Annotated in this window: 16 protein-coding genes; 10 read left to right on the top strand and 6 right to left on the bottom strand. The window is 31.7% G+C overall.

What is annotated here, in order from left to right:
• Window positions 1–97: 97 nt before the first annotated feature.
• Window positions 98–652 (bottom strand): TetR/AcrR family transcriptional regulator, encoded by a 555-nt coding sequence (locus QMO72_RS00485; RefSeq protein WP_103268040.1) that lies wholly within the window; start codon window positions 650–652, stop codon window positions 98–100.
• Between the two features lie 423 nt (window positions 653–1,075).
• Here QMO72_RS00485 and QMO72_RS00480 point away from each other — a divergent pair, with 423 nt between their 5' ends.
• From QMO72_RS00480 to QMO72_RS00455, 6 genes are all read left to right on the top strand, one after another.
• Window positions 1,076–1,207, top strand: coding sequence for a hypothetical protein (locus tag QMO72_RS00480; protein WP_256121772.1), 132 nt, complete (start codon window positions 1,076–1,078; stop codon window positions 1,205–1,207).
• 313 nt (window positions 1,208–1,520) lie between these two features.
• Window positions 1,521–2,831: a YjiH family protein gene (locus tag QMO72_RS00475; protein ID WP_103268041.1), complete on the top strand. Its 1,311-nt coding sequence runs from the start codon at window positions 1,521–1,523 to the stop codon at window positions 2,829–2,831.
• 306 nt (window positions 2,832–3,137) lie between these two features.
• On the top strand, window positions 3,138–3,872 hold the full coding sequence (locus tag QMO72_RS00470) for an NAD-dependent protein deacylase (RefSeq protein ID WP_103267873.1): 735 nt from the start codon (window positions 3,138–3,140) through the stop codon (window positions 3,870–3,872).
• Window positions 3,873–4,108: 236 nt separating this feature from the next.
• Window positions 4,109–5,149 carry an NAD(P)-dependent alcohol dehydrogenase gene (locus tag QMO72_RS00465; protein WP_046837624.1) on the top strand — a complete coding sequence of 347 codons (1,041 nt, stop codon included), beginning with the start codon at window positions 4,109–4,111 and terminating at the stop codon, window positions 5,147–5,149.
• Between the two features lie 490 nt (window positions 5,150–5,639).
• Window positions 5,640–5,888, top strand: a complete 249-nt coding sequence (locus tag QMO72_RS00460) for a type II toxin-antitoxin system Phd/YefM family antitoxin (protein ID WP_103267874.1) — start codon at window positions 5,640–5,642, stop codon at window positions 5,886–5,888.
• Window positions 5,889–6,158 (top strand): Txe/YoeB family addiction module toxin, encoded by a 270-nt coding sequence (locus tag QMO72_RS00455; protein ID WP_048794467.1) that lies wholly within the window; start codon window positions 5,889–5,891, stop codon window positions 6,156–6,158.
• Window positions 6,159–6,210: 52 nt separating this feature from the next.
• Here the strand turns inward: QMO72_RS00455 and QMO72_RS00450 are convergent, their stop codons facing one another.
• Window positions 6,211–7,362 carry an MFS transporter gene (locus QMO72_RS00450; RefSeq protein WP_103267875.1) on the bottom strand — a complete coding sequence of 384 codons (1,152 nt, stop codon included), beginning with the start codon at window positions 7,360–7,362 and terminating at the stop codon, window positions 6,211–6,213.
• A 119-nt stretch (window positions 7,363–7,481) separates the two neighbouring features.
• Here QMO72_RS00450 and QMO72_RS00445 point away from each other — a divergent pair, with 119 nt between their 5' ends.
• A complete protein-coding gene (locus QMO72_RS00445; protein ID WP_103267876.1) occupies window positions 7,482–8,312 on the top strand; it encodes a LysR family transcriptional regulator in 831 nt (276 codons plus the stop codon).
• A gap of 109 nt (window positions 8,313–8,421) precedes the next feature.
• On the top strand, window positions 8,422–8,970 hold the full coding sequence (locus QMO72_RS00440; RefSeq protein ID WP_103267877.1) for a hypothetical protein: 549 nt from the start codon (window positions 8,422–8,424) through the stop codon (window positions 8,968–8,970).
• Window positions 8,971–9,150: 180 nt separating this feature from the next.
• Here QMO72_RS00440 and QMO72_RS00435 read toward each other — a convergent pair whose 3' ends face one another.
• From QMO72_RS00435 to QMO72_RS00420, 4 genes are all read right to left on the bottom strand, one after another.
• Entirely contained in the window at window positions 9,151–9,969 is an 819-nt protein-coding gene (locus QMO72_RS00435) for a CPBP family intramembrane glutamic endopeptidase (RefSeq protein ID WP_286093214.1), read from the bottom strand.
• A gap of 665 nt (window positions 9,970–10,634) precedes the next feature.
• Window positions 10,635–12,119 carry a flotillin family protein gene (locus tag QMO72_RS00430; protein WP_069824445.1) on the bottom strand — a complete coding sequence of 495 codons (1,485 nt, stop codon included), beginning with the start codon at window positions 12,117–12,119 and terminating at the stop codon, window positions 10,635–10,637.
• Between the two features lie 488 nt (window positions 12,120–12,607).
• Window positions 12,608–13,738 (bottom strand): FAD-dependent oxidoreductase, encoded by a 1,131-nt coding sequence (locus QMO72_RS00425; protein WP_103267878.1) that lies wholly within the window; start codon window positions 13,736–13,738, stop codon window positions 12,608–12,610.
• Window positions 13,739–13,760: 22 nt separating this feature from the next.
• Window positions 13,761–14,333, bottom strand: coding sequence for a PadR family transcriptional regulator (locus tag QMO72_RS00420; protein ID WP_103267879.1), 573 nt, complete (start codon window positions 14,331–14,333; stop codon window positions 13,761–13,763).
• A gap of 572 nt (window positions 14,334–14,905) precedes the next feature.
• Here QMO72_RS00420 and QMO72_RS00415 point away from each other — a divergent pair.
• Window positions 14,906–16,099 (top strand): MFS transporter, encoded by a 1,194-nt coding sequence (locus tag QMO72_RS00415; RefSeq protein ID WP_103267880.1) that lies wholly within the window; start codon window positions 14,906–14,908, stop codon window positions 16,097–16,099.
• A gap of 661 nt (window positions 16,100–16,760) precedes the next feature.
• Entirely contained in the window at window positions 16,761–17,120 is a 360-nt protein-coding gene (locus tag QMO72_RS00410) for a hypothetical protein (RefSeq protein WP_103267881.1), read from the top strand.
• Window positions 17,121–17,627: the final 507 nt, after the last annotated feature.

Here is a 17,627-nt window from a genome sequence, read left to right as displayed (position 1 = left end):
TATAGACTATTTAAACTTAATATATATGCGAAGCAATTTCCCTTAATTTTCGTCGATGATTACAATAAAAATAAGCGATGATAAATCATCGCTTATGCTATACATTGAATTTGATTAAATCCCAAGTCATTTCAAATCTCAAGTCATAGTCTGGGTGGTTCCAAGTGTCTTTAAACATCGGTAGAGTAAATGTCGAAAAGGCCGAAAGGATCACTTCTGGTTTATATAAATTACTGTCATCGTAACCCATTTTTTGTTGTATGCGTATAAAACAAGGTTTTAAAATTTCTTGCAATATAAATGGATCTTTTTCAACATACTGTGTGTTTAAATCAAACATTAAACGATTGGTATGATATGCCGCCTTTTTAGCATTAACGAATGCCCAAAGATAATCATGTAACCATTGCTGTTTATCTTCATAATCATCATCATTGATATCAATATGATGAATAATATATGTTTCAAACCAGTCCGCACAAACAGCAATCCATAAGTCCTTTTTATTTTCAAAATGTTTATATATTGCTGCGTGTGTAATATGCAATGCTGTAGCAATTTTTGAGAGAGAAATTTCGGATTTTTGCGTTTCGTGAATCAATGTATGTGCTGTATCAATAATTAAACGTCGAGTTATTTTCTTTTTTTCCATAATAATTATATTATCATATATCACTAAAATATAAAGCGGTGTTGCTTTATGAATCTATCCAACTTAACAACTATAATAAACATTTAGATGTTCAAGTAAAGGTTTCCTTATTCCAGCAATACAACCTAATATAGTAAGTTGTTAATGCTGCTATCAATCCCTTAGCAAAGTTAATAAATGCAGGTAGTATGGTAATGCGTACAGGATGACGTTCACTTATCAGGATTTCACTATCTATATACCCACCCCAAATTACTTTTGAGTTAAATCAATCACTCCAATTTTAAATAACATAAATTCATTTTTATCATTAAAAATTGTAATTATTAGCTGAAAATGAATATTAGATATTGGTAGCAATATGTTTAACTTTTGCTATCAGTGGAATGACACTAGTATAACTTTTAAAAGGAGGCATTTATTATGAGTAAATTTGATGAATTCAAAGATCAAGCAGAAGATAAAGCCAACGAAATTAAAAATGACGATGAAAAAAAAGACGAACTAAAAGATCAAGCGCAAGATAAAGCGAAAGATTTAAAAGATAAATTTTAAGATATAAAATCAACAAACCCAACGGTGAACATATTCATCGTTGGGTTTTTTATTTACATATCATTACTACTTTAACCAAAAAATTAATGAATATACCATGAAAATTTTAAATCTTATAGTTTAAAGCTATAAATAATTAACTTTTTTATATTGGTTGTTTACATTTTACCCCTATACAATAAATAGTAATAAGTTATCTGAAAAATTCATTTATGAATGCAAAGTCTTACGCATGTTTGTATAAGGGATGATACAAACATGTTTTGAAGACGCTAAAATAAGATTTCTTAATTCAAAACTTTAGGGTGATATTATGAATAAGGGGTATGTTCAATCACAAAGTCACAATAAATGGAGATTTTTTGTTTTTAGTTTTATCGGTATTTTATGCTTTTTCGTACCAATACAAATTAATGGCACAAGTTCTATTATAGTAGATCACGTTCACCTAGCCATTCGCGCTTTATTCGGTGGATTCATGCAATATATCGCGCTAGCTATGATTTTAGCAGGTGCTATTTTACCTTTGATAAGACAAAGTTATAAAAAGTCACTTGCTGATTTTGTCATTATTGTATTTAAAGTACTAGGTGCAGTGATTGGTATCATGTATGTCTTTAAAATAGGACCTACACTATTATTCCAAAAGGACTACGGCCCGTTTCTATTTGATCAATTAATGTTGCCATTAAGTGTACTCATTCCCGTTGGTGCCATAGCACTATCTTTACTTATTAGCTATGGACTACTTGAATTTGTCGGTGTTTTCATGGAACCGGTAATGCGTCCCATCTTTAAGACACCGGGAAAATCTGCAGTAGATGCCGTCGCCTCATTTGTGGGTAGTTATTCTTTGGGTCTATTAATTACAAATAGAGTCTATAAAGAAGGACTTTATAACAAAAGAGAGGCTACTATCATTGCCACTGGTTTCTCTACGGTTTCAGCCACATTTATGATTATCGTTGCAAATACACTGGGCTTAATGCCATATTGGAATTTATATTTCTGGGGTACATTAGTGATTACATTTGTCGTAACTGCTATTACAGCATGGTTGCCGCCGATTGTTAATGAGTCAACAGATTATTATAATAATCAAAAAGGTGAACCCGATGTTGAAATTGTGGGTAGCCGATTAAAAACTGCATATGCCGAAGCTTTAAAAAAGAACGCCACTACACCTTCTTTAGCTAAAAATGTATGGGGGAATTTAAAAGATGGCTTAGAAATGACGATCGCAATCTTACCTTCTATTCTATCTATTGGTTTCTTGGGTTTACTATTAGCAAACTTTACACCGGTAATAGACTGGATGAGCTATATATTCTATCCATTTATTTATATATTCCCAACACCAGACCAAGCATTACTTGCCAAGGCATCCGCCATATCAATTATCGAAATGTTCTTGCCATCATTACTCGTTGCAAAAGCAGCACTAAGTACAAAATTCATCGTTGGCGTTGTCAGTGTCTCTGCCATCATTTTCTTTTCAGCATTAGTTCCGTGTATCTTAGCTACAGAGATCAAGATACCAGTTTGGAAACTAATCGTAATTTGGTTCTTAAGAGTAGTGCTCACATTATTAATTACCATACCATTGAGTCTTTTACTTTTTTAAATAAACTGAAGAAAAGCTATGATGTTTTATTCATATTATGTATCGCATTTATGAGCATACATAAATATAAGAATTTTAAGGGAGCATTTTAAATAAAATGCTCCCTTTTTTCAATTTATGATAATACGCCCTACTTGTTAGCGCTATGACTCAATGCGTATCCACCATCGTATTACTCTGTTCATCACATTTCTTTATTTTTCTATATTTGCTAAAATAAGTTTTGAAATTGAAAATTATTTTAATTGTATGAGAGATATTGAGATCATTTCATGTGAAGTTTAATTTTTTAATGGAGTTGTTGCTATGAATCGTAATATTGAACTGTTCAAAGAGCTCATTGATGCTTCTAATAAAATCACATTTTTTACAGGTGCGGGAATCTCTGTAGCAAGTGGTATCCCTGATTTTCGTTCTATAGGTGGTTTATATGACAAAGTTTCGAAAGATGGTTACTCACCCGAATACTTATTGAGTTCAGATTATTTACAAAGTGACCCAACAGGGTTTATTGATTTTTGTCACCGGTACTTACTTTTTGCTGATAAACAGCCTAATATTGTTCATCAATGGATAGCACAACTTGAAAAAAACCATCAATCCTTAGGTGTGATTACCCAAAATATTGATGGTCTACATACAGATGCAGGCAGTGTGAACGTAGACGAACTACATGGTACCTTAAATCAATTTTATTGTGTACAGTGCCATAATCATTATTCGAAATGTGATGTCATTGACAATGATTTACGTACTTGTGAATCATGTGGCAACGCAATCAGACCTGACATTGTGCTTTATGGAGAAATATTAAATCAAAGCACTATATTTAATGCATTACATAAAATAAAAGAAGCAGATACATTAGTCGTCCTAGGGTCATCGCTCGTAGTTCAACCAGCAGCAGGGCTTATTTCAAATTTCAAAGGTCAAAATCTTATTATTATCAATAAAGATGCTACACCTTATGACAGCCATGCCAACTTAGTGCTTCATGAAGATATGGTCTCAGTAATTAATGCACTCCATCATCTAAAGTGATGTCTGTAGTGAAGGTATATGATTATTGGAAGAAATTTAAGCCTCGTGATAATCATATAAATAAACGGCATTGCTTTATAATGCTCGTCTTTTACTTATACGTTATCTAAATGCATGCGCTAAATTAATACGAAAAGTCATTTCTATTGACCTAGAGTGCACTCCAGGGTCTATGATAAGCAATGAAGAATATTAATGGAAATATTCTATTGTAAAAATAATGGAGGAATTAATTTATGATAAATGCCAAAGCTAGAGCTGTAAATAGTCCAGATTCTGATTTTTACGCTACAGAAATTAAAAGACGTGACCTTGATACACACGATATTTTGATAGAAATTAAATATGCTGGGATCTGTCATTCTGATATTCACACTGCACATGGAGAATGGGGACCTGTTCATTATCCATTAGTCCCAGGTCATGAAATCGCTGGTATTGTTAAAGAAGTCGGTTCTGAAGTAAGTAAATATCAAATAGATGACCGTGTCGGCGTTGGTTGCATGGTAGATTCTTGTGGCGAATGTGAACATTGCCAAAACGGCGAAGAACAATACTGTTTAAAAGGAAATGTCGGTACATATGCGGGTACAGATAGATATGGTGAACCAACGCAAGGTGGATACTCAACTCATATCGTCGTACACGAAGACTTTGTACTACGTATTCCTGATAATATTGGTTTAGATGCTGCTGCACCTTTACTCTGTGCTGGTATTACGACTTATTCACCTTTAAATCATTGGAAAGCATATGAAGGTAAAAAGGTCGCAGTGATAGGTATGGGTGGCCTTGGACACATGGCTGTTCAAATTGCACATGCTATGGGTGCTGATGTAACGGTATTATCAAGAACATTAAATAAAAAAGAAGACGGTTTGAAATTAGGCGCATCACATTATTATGCAACAAGTGATGAAGCAACGTTCGAACAACTTGCAAGCTCATTTGATTTAATTATTAATACAGTGAGTGCTAACCTAAAATTAGATGATTACCTTAAATTATTAGCATTAGATGGCACAATTGTTAATGTTGGAGCGCCAGCAGAACCTATATCATTACGTGTTGCCAATTTAATTGGTCATCGTAGATCATTTGCTGGTTCAGCTATTGGTGGTATTAGAGAGACTCAGGAAATGCTAGACTTTTGTTCAAAACACAATATTGAACCTCAAATTGAAGTTATTTCAGCTGATCAAATTGATGAAGCATATGAGAGAGTCTTATCTTCAGATGTTAAATATCGTTTTGTAATTGATATAAGTACAATGTAATTTTATTGAAAATGATGTCCATATGATATGGGCATCATTTTTTATTTATCTTTAACTACATTGTCAAACTGTATTGATGCTAGTCTACATACTTTTTTCATACATTGCATTTACCTCTAATACTGCTAATTTCTAGTAACAAATCTATTTATTAACTTGTTAATTGACACTTCTTTGAAAAGATATTAAACACCTTCCCAAACCAATGGCACTTCCTAAATAATTTAAGTAACTATTTTAAGCAAAGCAGATATATTAATACTTTATGAAAAAGATATAAATCTTTTTGGGAGATAAAATATGAATATTGCAGCAAGGAATAGTGATTTTTAATAGACGTATCATAAGTTGAACATAGTTCAAGTTATCAGGAAGTGTATACCCTCACTATTTGATGTAGCAATGCGATAAGTCGAAAAATTGTTTCACTGTACAATTTATTGTACAATTAAATTAATAAAGACCAAACAACTGTAAGGAGGCGCTTAATATGATTGTTAAATCTTATACTTATGTCCGTAAACACTTTAAAGATATGATTAATAAAGTGAATGACGATAGTGATGCGATAACAATTACAACAAAAGATCGTAATGCAGTTATAATGTCAGAAGATAATTATAATGAAATAATGGAAACACTATACTTACAACAAAACCCTGCCAACGCGAAGCATTTATCAGAATCTATTGAAGACCTCGAGCGCGGCAATGTAAAAACTAAGGATATTTTAATATAAATGGCTAAACTGAATATTACCTTTTCACCACAAGCTTTTGATGATTATGAATATTTTCAAACTAAAGATAGAAAAATGGTTAAAAGAATAAATCAATTATTAAAAAGCATCTCTAGAGATGGCGCATTAGACGGTATCGGGAAACCCGAAAAGTTAGTTGGCAATTTTTCGGGATATTACAGTAGACGAATCAACCAAGAACATAGATTAGTATATACAGTAAATGACAATGCCATATTAGTTGCCTCTTGCAGATATCATTACAAATAAAAGCACTCTACTCTATCAAATAGTAGGGTGCTTTATACTAAATATTACTTATTTATAGTTCTATATCATCCCTATCGATAAACATATTTATTAATTGAACAATAATACCTATAATAACTATAGCAAAACTACTATAAATTAATATATTAGTTGACGCTCCTTGTGCAAGTAATAAACCACCTAATGCAGCGCCAATCGCACTTCCTAAATAATTTAGAGAACTATTTAAAGCCACAGATGTGCTGCCATGTTCAGAATGATTTTTTAATAATATATGCTGTTGCGGTGCTTGGGTAGCCCATCCCATAGCTCCCCATAATACGAATGGTATGAGTCCTAAAATAGGTATTTTAATGAGTGTAGGTATTAACACTATACTCATCCCTAAAGTGACTAAAATGATAAGCATCAAAATTGGGGTATTTTTAAACTTATCAATAACTAAACCGACTCCAAAACTCCCTACTAATCCTCCAATTCCCCAAGTAGTTAAGAAAGGTGTAATGTAATGTGGTGAAATACTTTCACTTATAACTTGAGAGAGATAGGTATATAAACCTAAGCTTGCAATTGCTGCACATACAGTTACAGATACCACTCTTAATACATGTGGATCTATAAAAAGCGAGAATCTATCTTTCAAGCTAGGTGCTGAAGGTATTTTAAAATCAGGAAGTAAAAAATAGGTGCTTATAAAGGCAACTATACTTAAAATTACAATTAGACCTATAGCAAACCTCCAATTAATTAAATGAGATAACTGTAAGCCTATAGGAACCCCAACAACCGTACCTACACTCATGCCTCCTACTATAAAAGCTAATACTTTTCCTTTATTTTTTTGACTTACTAAGTGTCCACCCGAACTAACTGCCATAGGAGAGAATAATCCTGCACCTAGTCCAGCTATACATCTGGATAAGATATATATTGAATAGTTTGGAGATAGCATAGTAATCAAATTAGCTAATCCAAAAGTTAATAAAGCCAGTAAAAGAATGTTTTTCACAGAATACTTAGCTAGTATAGTTGAAAAAACAGGGGCTGATAAAGCAAAAAATAATGTAAAAACAGTAACGCCTTGCCCTATTTCAGCACTACTTTTATTAAAACTCTTTCCCATATCAGGTAATAGTCCAGCCACAATATAAGTATCCATTCCTAAGGCAAACATACCTAATGTTAAAATCCAAATTTTCTTCATGATTTAATCATTCCTAACAAATATATTTATGTATTTTAGCGTAGTATTATATTGTAATTAATGGAATAATGAATACATTAAGAGTGGTATTAAAGAAAAGTTAATAGAGGGAGTAATATATGAATATTGAATACATAGAGGATTTCATAAAAGTTGCTGAACATCAGAGTCTTAACCATGCTTCTAAGCTACTTAATATCAGTACCCCAGCGCTTAGTAAGAGAATTAAGCGTGTTGAAGAATACTTTGAAAGTGACTTGTTTTATAGAACCTCTCGAGGCATATTTTTAACTGAGCATGGTGAGTTAGTTTTGAGTAAAGTTAAGATTATAAAAAGTGATATAGATGAATTAAAAGCAGAAACTTCAAAAAATGGAGACGCAACAATTAGAGTTGGTCTATTACCAAGCTTTTCATTGTATAAATGGGCTGAGCAAAAAGAAGCATTAATAAATCAAAGGCTCTCCATAAAAATTGAAAGTAACACTCAAATTTTACTTGATCACTTACATAATGGGGATATAGATGTAATTATTGGAGACATCACTGCTACAGAAAATAATCAACTTTATAGTGAAGTTTTATATCGTGAAAAATATATGGTGGTCTTTCCAAAAACGAGTAATTTAAGACTATCCGATAATATATTTGCTAGTCATTTAATAAATGAAAAGATACTTCTTCTTAATCCACCATGTGATACTTTATCTTTTATACAAAAGTATTTTTCTAAAACTAAAATGAATATTGAACACAAAAGTGATTTAGAGGCTATATTGGCTAATGTTAAGGCTGAACAAGGCATAACAATCATTCCTCAATCATTAATAACACGAGTTGAAAGTATGAATCTTTTAATTAGAGAATTGGAAAATCATTTAAGAGAAATTGGATTAATAGCATATAATAAAGAGGTTTTGAAAAAAGCATTAAGTATTTTAAGTGAATAAGAATTGTACTATGAGTAATTTTTATTTAATGTGGATGTTTAGAAAAACATGATATATAATGCTATAAACGAAGAAGCAATTAGACTAACGCAATGAAGGAGTGTACCGCATGAATTTTATAGTATGGCTCATTATTTTTTGTGAAGTAGCTTTTTGGGTTGTTATCTTACTCGGGTTAGTAACAAGATATATTTTAAAGCAAAAAAAATTAGGTCTAATTTTCCTAGCACTTACACCTGTTATAGATTTACTACTACTTATAACTACGGCTGTAGATCTCATGAATGGTGCAACAGCTGAAACCCCTCATGCTATAGCTGCGGTCTATATTTCAGTATCCCTCGTTTTTGGGAAAAGCATGATAAATTGGACAGATGATAGATTTAGATATTATGTCATGAAACAAGGATCAAAACCATACAAACCTGTAGGATTAGCTTACTCTAAAAACTATGGCAAAAATTGGTTAAAACATTTACTTTCATACATTATAGGAACAGGCATTTTGCATTTCATTATTTATTTAATTAATAATAAAAGTCGAACTGAAGCTATGAATGGTGTTATTCATGTTTGGACAATTGTCATTATCGTTGACTTAATCATTTGTATTTCATACTTTATATGGCCACCCAAAAATAAAACTCACCATAATTAACAAGTGACAATTTGAGGAACTACTTAAATTTATAGATATTGCATTTTGGATACTATACTCATATAGTATCCAAAATATACTGGTACTATATCCTGAACACTATACGAATTAAACGCAATAACTTTACTCGTTATTAAAATTTAAACTAACATGATCTAAACAGTATTTTGAGTTTCTTACTCAATCGTTGGGATTTTTTCTCATTTTGAAAGTTATACATGCAATTAAAACTACAAAAGAAAAAATTGTAATTATAGAAACTGTAGCACCATATTCCCCGCCTGTAACAAGTTGATATGGGCTATGATAGACATATTCAGCTACACTTTTATTGCTTCTATTAGTAGTAATATCGAATAATTCTGTTGAATCAAATAAAAAATGAACGACTACAACAGCCCAAATCGTCTTATAATATGTGGTTAGTAAACTATAAAAAATACCCGCAATAGAAATCCCTACTACAATCAATGCTATATTTTGAATATTGTAACTACCATTCATAATGTGAACGATACCGAATAATATAGCGCTTATTATTACCCCTAAATATGTGTTTGTCTTCTTCTCAATATAACCTAATAAAAAACCTCTAAAAAATATTTCTTCTGTTATGGCAGTAGTCAAAGATGTTATTAAAATTACTAAGACAAGCTGAAGTATATTATTATTCTGGTTGTATACCCATGTTCCATTAGTTAAAGTTATAAAAAATATGTATATCATACTTATACCTATCATTCCCAAAGCGATCCATTCTAACTTAATCTTGGGTTTAGTAATTCTAAAACGATTTAATGATGATTTAAAGCCTCTCTTAATCCAAGCTATAAATACAATTAAAGTTAGTATTAAAATTAAGATATTAAACAGTACATATCCTAAATCTCCCATGCCAATAAAATTAATTAGCCCTATCATAGGAGCGAGGCCGTTAATCAAAGTCATAACGAGTATAGCCAAGAAACAAGTAAATGATACTTTAATTAACTCTATCAATTGTTTACCTCCCTACTGTGTAAACTTATTAAAATAATACGAATAATGACATACGAATTTTCAAATATGACTAAATGCTATCAATAATCCAATAACTAAAGATTTGAATTTACCTAGTAACATGCTAAATATTAGTCCCTTTAAAAGAAACTATGCATAAGTAACTTTAATGAAAGTATATAATACGTATTACACAACATATTATATCACTACAAAATCACTTTCAACACAACTTTATGTTTAAATTAAACAAAAAATAATTCATATATAATCCACAATTTGTATATGAATAAGGTAATATAAAGACAGAAATATGTAGCGTATCTTCGACACTAAATCGTGTTATTTTATCTGAATTAAGGACATAATAAATGTTCCTCGTTGATTGGGATGTCTTCTAAGTTACATCATTGATGGATATTAGACACATAGACATATTAAAAGAGACGCCTTATTAATAAGGCGTCTCTTAATTATTTTAAACTCAAGCTGTGTCTTCATAAGGACCTGAGGAAATATTCACTTTCTAAAATATTCAGCAATAGCTTCTCTTTGAGTATGAGCTACTATTTCCTTTTCGCTTTTCAACTATTGTTACCAATAACACATTTAATAGCTCATTATTTTACTTTTGAGAATAACAATGCGATGTTTATACGATTAAATTATTTCTCGTCTTCACTTATATCTTCATCATGAGGCACATCATTTTCAATTGGAACTTCTACTTCCTCATCAGATGATGCATTTTGTTCAAAGGCATACGTTTTCTTTTGATTTGAGACGTTTTCAAGCATCTGAGTTAGATTAAAGCCCGTCATTTGGTTTAAACCTTCTTCAGCATTAGCCATTTGAGATATAATACCATTTGATAAACTGTTTATACCTTCGCCATTCCCACCATCAAGAATACGGATATTCTCAACATTAGATAATGGTTCGGCAATTGCTTTAGCGAATTCAGGTAATGTTTTAATCATCAATTCAGCTAACATAACGTCTTTATTTTCAGCAAGCGCATTAGCTCTTTCTCTTAAGCCATCAGCTTTTGCCTTTTCTTGTTCTCTAATAACTTCAGCTTCTGCCTTACCTTCTTTGATACGTGCTTCATATGACGCTTCAGCTTGTTTAATCTTGATTGCTGCATCTGTTTCTGATTGTTGACGACGTACATCATCTTTTTGACGTTGAATACGTACATCATTCTCACGTTCCATCTGGATTAAATGCAACTCATTTTCTTTCTCAGTACGTTCAACATTCAATTGTTTTTCTTTAATTTCTAAAGCTCTAGACTCTTTCTCTAATTGACCAGAAGCTTCGGCCTGCGCTTGTGCTTTATTTGTTTCACTCAATATGGATTGTTCTTTTAAGTCTTTCTCTCTACGAGAATCTGCAACATTCATTTGACGAGAAATCTTTTCTTTCTCGGTTAATTCAGTGTTTTCTGCTACTTTCATTTCAGTTTCTCGTAAAGCATCACTTTCAGCAATATCGGCTTTTTTCTTAATTTTAGCAATCTCTGGCTTACCTAGATTTTCTAAATAGCCTTCGTTATCGCTTATATCAGATAAACCTAATGAAGTGATACTGAAGCCCATATTATTCAGTTGTTCTTGCGCAACCTCAGTTACTTTATTGTTAAATGCTTCTCTATCTGAGTTGATTTCCTCAACTGTCATCTTAGATAGAATCGCTCGCAAGTTTGTATTCAAGACTTGAGATATCTCATCTGATACTTCGTCTTTTGACTTACCTAAGAATTGTTCAGCATATTTAACGATACCTTGTAATTGATCCGCAACCTTAACTGTAGCAACTGCCTCAGCTTCAATGCCAACGCCAGCTTTCGTCCAAACTACAGGTGTTTTAATCTCTAATTGAAATGATTTTAATGAAACACGTGTTGAGGATTGGAACATTTTCATTCTATAACCGCCGCCACGTACTACTCTCATATGACGACCTTCATCGTCTTGATAAACATTCGACTCAGTTTTTGGATCACCAATATTTGGGCCTGTAATGATTAAAGCTTCATTTGATGGCACCGTCTTAAATCTTGCTTTCATGTAAAGATACCAAACTATAGCGGCAAGTAGCAAAATCCCGACTATAGCAGCAATGCCTATTAATATTAATAAATTCATGTTACTCGTCTCCTAATCATATATATCATTTAATAATTGTCTACTTTAATTATTTTATTATAAATATAGTTTTAAGTATATAGGAGACGATATTTATTTTTAGATAGTTTCTATTTTTTAAAATTATCATTAGTTTTAACTATTATTTTTAATTCTATAAATAGCTTTTCTTATGATTTTTACTTTTTAGCTATTTTACTAATGCGTATCCTTTTATAATTGTTCCACAATCTGCCAGTCATACTAAACGGTTTTGAAGATTTGTTACATTGAGTGAATAGGAGATACAACAATTCCGTCTTTGCTGTATCTCTTACCTTCGATAACCCCTGCACTTATCATCGTTCGTGCTCATCTTTCTTGTTCTGAAATCATTACTAAAGTTTAAATAATTAAGTTTCACTTTAATAACAAAGCTTTTAGAAAGTATTACAACAAATAATAGAATCACCCATAGAAGATTCATATTTTTATTTTCTTAGTAGCACTTATTCCATACCTACAAAGCATTCCGTCATGGTTTCTGCACCATTTTCTGAGAAGAATATTTCTAAATTATCTTGCGATGCTTTCGCGTGAACTTCTGTAATTTCGAACATTTGTTGCTCATAAGTTTTCAATATTTCAGTCAGATTATCGTAAGTTTTGAATGACTCTGCTAAAAGGTATGCATCATATAAAGCCATATTTACTCCTTCACCTGCAAATGGACTCATAAGATGAGCAGCATCTCCAATAATTGTAATATTGGGTTGTGTTTTCCATGTTAATCCTATAGGGAGTTTGTAAATACGGCGAAACTTGATATCGTCATAGCTATATGCAATATATTTTTTTAGCTCTGTGCCCCACTCAGCAAACTCATTTAACAGTGTTGCTTTTAATTCGTCTAACGAAAGGTTACGGTAGTCATCAAGTCTTTCATAGCTCATTTTAGAACTGATGTATGCCATAATACGTCCATCTCCATTACGTTGACCTAATATTGCTTGATCGCCACCTAGTCCCATGACTTTCCCATTTTTATTGAACTTCAGAAGATCTGGATGTTCATTTTCATTTGAATTCATCTCAATCATAGCAATGCCTGTATACTCAGGCTCAGCAGTTGTTAAATATGGACGAATTTTTGAAAATGCGCCATCTGCACCAACAACTAAGTCTGTCATTACTGTAGCACCTGATTCAAATATGAGTTCAACTTGGCCATTCTTTTGTGGTATCATCTTTTCATATTGATAACCATATTTCATATGTTCTGGGTGAATTTGCTCAATAATAATATCACATAATTTTCCTCGATCGATTTCAGGTCTTTCACCCTCATCTTCTGCATCTTCATCGTATAATATTGTTCCATCTTTACGTACAATGCGCGTATCTTCCCCTTCATAACGCGCATATTTACGGAAATCATCATATATATCTGCTTCTTTCAATGGTAACTGGCCACTTTCCTCATGAATATCTAGAGAACCGCCTCGATCACTGTTCGTGGTTTGATATCCACGTTCATAGATGGTAAAGGGTAAGCCTTGGCGTTGTAAGAGTAAACCTAACATCAGTCCACCTGGCCCTCCGCCAATAATTGCTATATGTTTTAAATCTTGCTTTTTCATCATTAAACCTTCTTTTTCAAATTTATTTCTCTTTATGGAATTGTAGTAGTTTGTCATTCGTTTCTTTAATAAGTTGCTGAAATGCTTCATATGTTTGCTCGTCTTGCATTGCGCTTTGACCCGCTAACATAAATGATTTGAACAATGCTTGTAATTTATCTCTTGATTCTTGCATTTTATCCATATCCATATTTTCAAATTGTTCCATACGTTTTGTAAATGCGTCATTACTACCATTTTCTTTTAAAAATTGTGATCCTTCTTTTGTAACCGTGTAGATTTTCTTTTTACCTTCTTTTATCACTGAAACAAATCCACGATCTTCTAACATTTGTAGAATCGGATACACACTACCTGGACTTGGTGAATAAAATCCTTTAAATCGTGCTTCTAGACCTTTAATGATTTGATAACCATGTTGAGGCTCTGCTTCTAATAACTTTAATATACTAAATTGTAAATTCCCTTTTTTAAAGAAGCGGTCTCTGCCATTCATAGCAGCAAACATTCTTTCAAATCCATCAAAATCACGGCCACCACTACCTTCTTGCTGCATCATTGCAAACCTTTGATTGTGAAATAGTCTATTAAACATTATAATCACCTTTCTTTTTTCGATATATCGTTAATTTAAACGATATATCGAAATGAGTCAAGTGATTGATCATTTTTTAAAAAATTATTTTATAAATCGTTAATAATCATTAAAAAATTACGCTACATCCATTTATGGTGAAGCAAATAGCTAGATGCCATAACCTTTCATCATAAGGTATAGCAAAAGAGACGCCTTATTAATAAGGCGTCTCTTAATTATTTTAAAATTGGGAATTTGATTGTATCCTATTGTCTTTTCAATAGCTACAGCGTATGATGAAGCATGTTGTAAAAAAAGAAGGAGGTAAAAGCTATGGCCGTTGTATATATTATGCCAATTCGATTAAAAAATTATTTAAGACATGAAAAGATACATTGCTACGGGAGAAGTCTATCTATTTTTAATCCAATTTATATTCATTACAGCGACCAAATCTTTTATCTTAGCTCATACGCTAATAAATAAGTCATCTCTTTATTAGCGTTCGCTCACAGATTAGATATATAGACAACTTGGTCTCCAAGTTGTCTATTTTTTATGCATTCATAATTTAGAAAAGAGGAATTTTCATGCAATCTCATAAACTTTGGACGAAGGACTTTATAGGGGCCTCGTTTATAAATTTTTTCCTAACTTTAGTCTTTTATTTACTGATAGTTACAATGGCTACTTATGCCATCGAACAATATCACGCTTCGATCAGTACGTCTGGTCTAGTTAGTGGTTTGTTCGTTATCGGAGGCTTAACCGGTCGCTTAATCAGTGGCGCTTTAATTCATAAATTAGGGGCGAATCGTTTACTGATAATAACGATTAGCATATGTATTATCTTGATTGGACTTTACTTTATGGATTTCGGTATTGTTTTTTTAGTTTTGCTACGATTTTTACATGGGGTGCCTCATGGCATGGCATTAACTGCAATAAGTTCGATTGTTTCTCAAAATATTCCTGAATCCAGAAAATCTGAAGGTATCAATTATTATAGTATGAGTACTACTTTAGCCACTGCCTTTGGTCCATTCTTAGGGATTTTTATGACTCAACATACAACATTCCCTGTATTATTTCTAGTTTGCTTAATTTTAATGGGATTATCTTTAATGATTAGTTTTTCTGTTAAAGTCATATCAGACGATCAATCCCAAGCGATTCATACCAAAGCGCTTAAGTTCAAGGATATTATCAAGAATTCTATAGAAATTAATACGATTCCTATTGGGATTATCATTCTATTGTTAAGTTTTGCCTATTCTGGCGTGCTTACGTACCTTAATTTATATGCATCTCAAATCAATTTAACTCATATTGCTAGTTTCTTCTTCATCATGTATTCGATTATGGTATTTTTATCACGACCTTTAACCGGAAAACTAATGGATTATAGAGGGCATAATATTGTTATGTATCCAGCTTTTATTTTTTACGCTTTAAGTATGTTTATGCTGAGTACGGTTAACAATGGTTTCGTGCTATTACTTATCGGCGGCATTATGGGGCTTGGATTTGGTAATTTACAATCTGCTACGCAAGTCATCGCAGTTAAATCTGCATCTAAATCACGTATCAGTGTAGCGACATCGACATACTTTATATGTTTCGATGCAGGTCTAGGGCTCTCCCCCTATTTATTAGGTTATATCACGCCAATCACCGGTTATGCTCATATGTTTGGACTAATGGCTATTATTATACTTTTAACTGCTATAGTATATTTTTTGATACATGGTCTAAAAGAAACAAAAGAAAAATTAGCAAAATGATAGTTATATATTGATTATACTCAAATCAAAAATGATATATCTTCAATAAACATAAAAAAGACTGGGATACTATTATTTATAATGTCCCAGTCTTTTTATGAAATTAAATTATTAAAATTACTGATTATCCTGAAGTATATTTTCAAATCCTTTTCTTGTCGAGAACAGCTGTATAATTGATTCACTTGTATATCTATATTCATTTTTTTCTATAAATCACTATACTTTGTTGTACATCATATTTTACTAATACATAAGAGCCTTGCACAGTACTTTGAGCAAGTGAATTTCTTCAATCCATCCCTTTAGTTAAAACATTCATTAAATTCTGATGTAGTATATTACATAAAAATTACTGAAAATTTACAATTTCATTGCTATGCATTTTTATGAATAATAAACCGTGATTATTATTATAAAAATTGTTATGATGTTAAATCGTAAGTGATTAAGTAGCAACAGTAAACATTAAAGGAATAATTTAAATTAAATAGACATATACTTTTTTCATATAAAAGTTAATCATAAAATTCACTCAAATAATTTGTAGCGTTGGTAACTTACGCGCGTCGGTATATCAGTAATTCCTTTAAAATACTTGAATAAATGATTCAAAGTACTGCCCACTTAATACCTTGATTATGAAAGCAGAGGTTGAAATATGTTTAAAACTAAAACAAGTATTATAGAAAATGATAAATATGAAGTGCAGCCCATAGACACTCACTATTTGAAGCGAACTCAAAAAGATAATGGCGTAGAACGTTATTTTTGTATAGCACAAAGCTATCCATTAATGATAGAAGCATTAGCAGACTATGTTAAATCTTCTAAAATGGTTATGGCTCGATTAGGTAAGGAAAATGTAAGAGCTACATTTTTAGATACAGGGAACGGCATCTATCAAGTAACAATTATTTATTTTGATGATTCGCTTAGTGGACTTAAAGAAGCAACTGAAAATTTGAGCCTGTTACATTCTAAAAAAGCGATTAATTTTATTTTAAAAGATGACAATTAAATAGGGTTAATATATGGCATGCGTGTGGGGCGTAAAATTCTATTTATCCATTTACGACGTGCGCACTCAAACATTTCTTAATAAACTATAAATAAAGAGAGTGAATCATATATAATTCACTCTCTTTATTTATACATTTAATATTTCTTCACTAGCATCTAACAATATTTTTATTGATTGTGAGTTTGGAAGTGTAGTTTCAAATTGACTAAAATCAAAAAACTGTTCCACATGAAACATTATGCCTCAAATATCTTTTGTTTTACTTGATCCTTTGCAATAAGACTATTATCAAGCATCACTTTAGATTTGTCATTCAAGATTAAGTCTTTACTTACTCCATTAGGCCTTTCAATAATTAGTTTTTTATATTCTTTTTATGATCACCTTCACTATAAATAAGAATATTTTTGACTCGTGTTTAATCATCCATCTAGACACACTAATAAGCAAATCAAGTCCTTTTCCCTAGACTAACCTAGATATACATCCTATTATTTTATTAAC

The organism is Staphylococcus casei, assembly GCF_030294405.1.
Classification (GTDB): Bacteria; Bacillota; Bacilli; order Staphylococcales; family Staphylococcaceae; genus Staphylococcus; species Staphylococcus succinus.
The sequence above is the reverse complement of the archived record's forward strand: the minus strand, read 5'-3'. Positions and strand labels throughout refer to the sequence as shown.

Coding starts and splice junctions, on each gene's coding strand:
- QMO72_RS00485 (WP_103268040.1), bottom strand. CDS start 652: ATGGAAAAAAAGAAAATAACTCGACGTTTAATTATTGATACAGCACAT.
- QMO72_RS00480 (WP_256121772.1), top strand. CDS start 1,076: ATGAGTAAATTTGATGAATTCAAAGATCAAGCAGAAGATAAAGCCAAC.
- QMO72_RS00475 (WP_103268041.1), top strand. CDS start 1,521: ATGAATAAGGGGTATGTTCAATCACAAAGTCACAATAAATGGAGATTT.
- QMO72_RS00470 (WP_103267873.1), top strand. CDS start 3,138: ATGAATCGTAATATTGAACTGTTCAAAGAGCTCATTGATGCTTCTAAT.
- QMO72_RS00465 (WP_046837624.1), top strand. CDS start 4,109: ATGATAAATGCCAAAGCTAGAGCTGTAAATAGTCCAGATTCTGATTTT.
- QMO72_RS00460 (WP_103267874.1), top strand. CDS start 5,640: ATGATTGTTAAATCTTATACTTATGTCCGTAAACACTTTAAAGATATG.
- QMO72_RS00455 (WP_048794467.1), top strand. CDS start 5,889: ATGGCTAAACTGAATATTACCTTTTCACCACAAGCTTTTGATGATTAT.
- QMO72_RS00450 (WP_103267875.1), bottom strand. CDS start 7,362: ATGAAGAAAATTTGGATTTTAACATTAGGTATGTTTGCCTTAGGAATG.
- QMO72_RS00445 (WP_103267876.1), top strand. CDS start 7,482: ATGAATATTGAATACATAGAGGATTTCATAAAAGTTGCTGAACATCAG.
- QMO72_RS00440 (WP_103267877.1), top strand. CDS start 8,422: ATGAATTTTATAGTATGGCTCATTATTTTTTGTGAAGTAGCTTTTTGG.
- QMO72_RS00430 (WP_069824445.1), bottom strand. CDS start 12,119: ATGAATTTATTAATATTAATAGGCATTGCTGCTATAGTCGGGATTTTG.
- QMO72_RS00425 (WP_103267878.1), bottom strand. CDS start 13,738: ATGAAAAAGCAAGATTTAAAACATATAGCAATTATTGGCGGAGGGCCA.
- QMO72_RS00420 (WP_103267879.1), bottom strand. CDS start 14,333: ATGTTTAATAGACTATTTCACAATCAAAGGTTTGCAATGATGCAGCAA.
- QMO72_RS00415 (WP_103267880.1), top strand. CDS start 14,906: ATGCAATCTCATAAACTTTGGACGAAGGACTTTATAGGGGCCTCGTTT.
- QMO72_RS00410 (WP_103267881.1), top strand. CDS start 16,761: ATGTTTAAAACTAAAACAAGTATTATAGAAAATGATAAATATGAAGTG.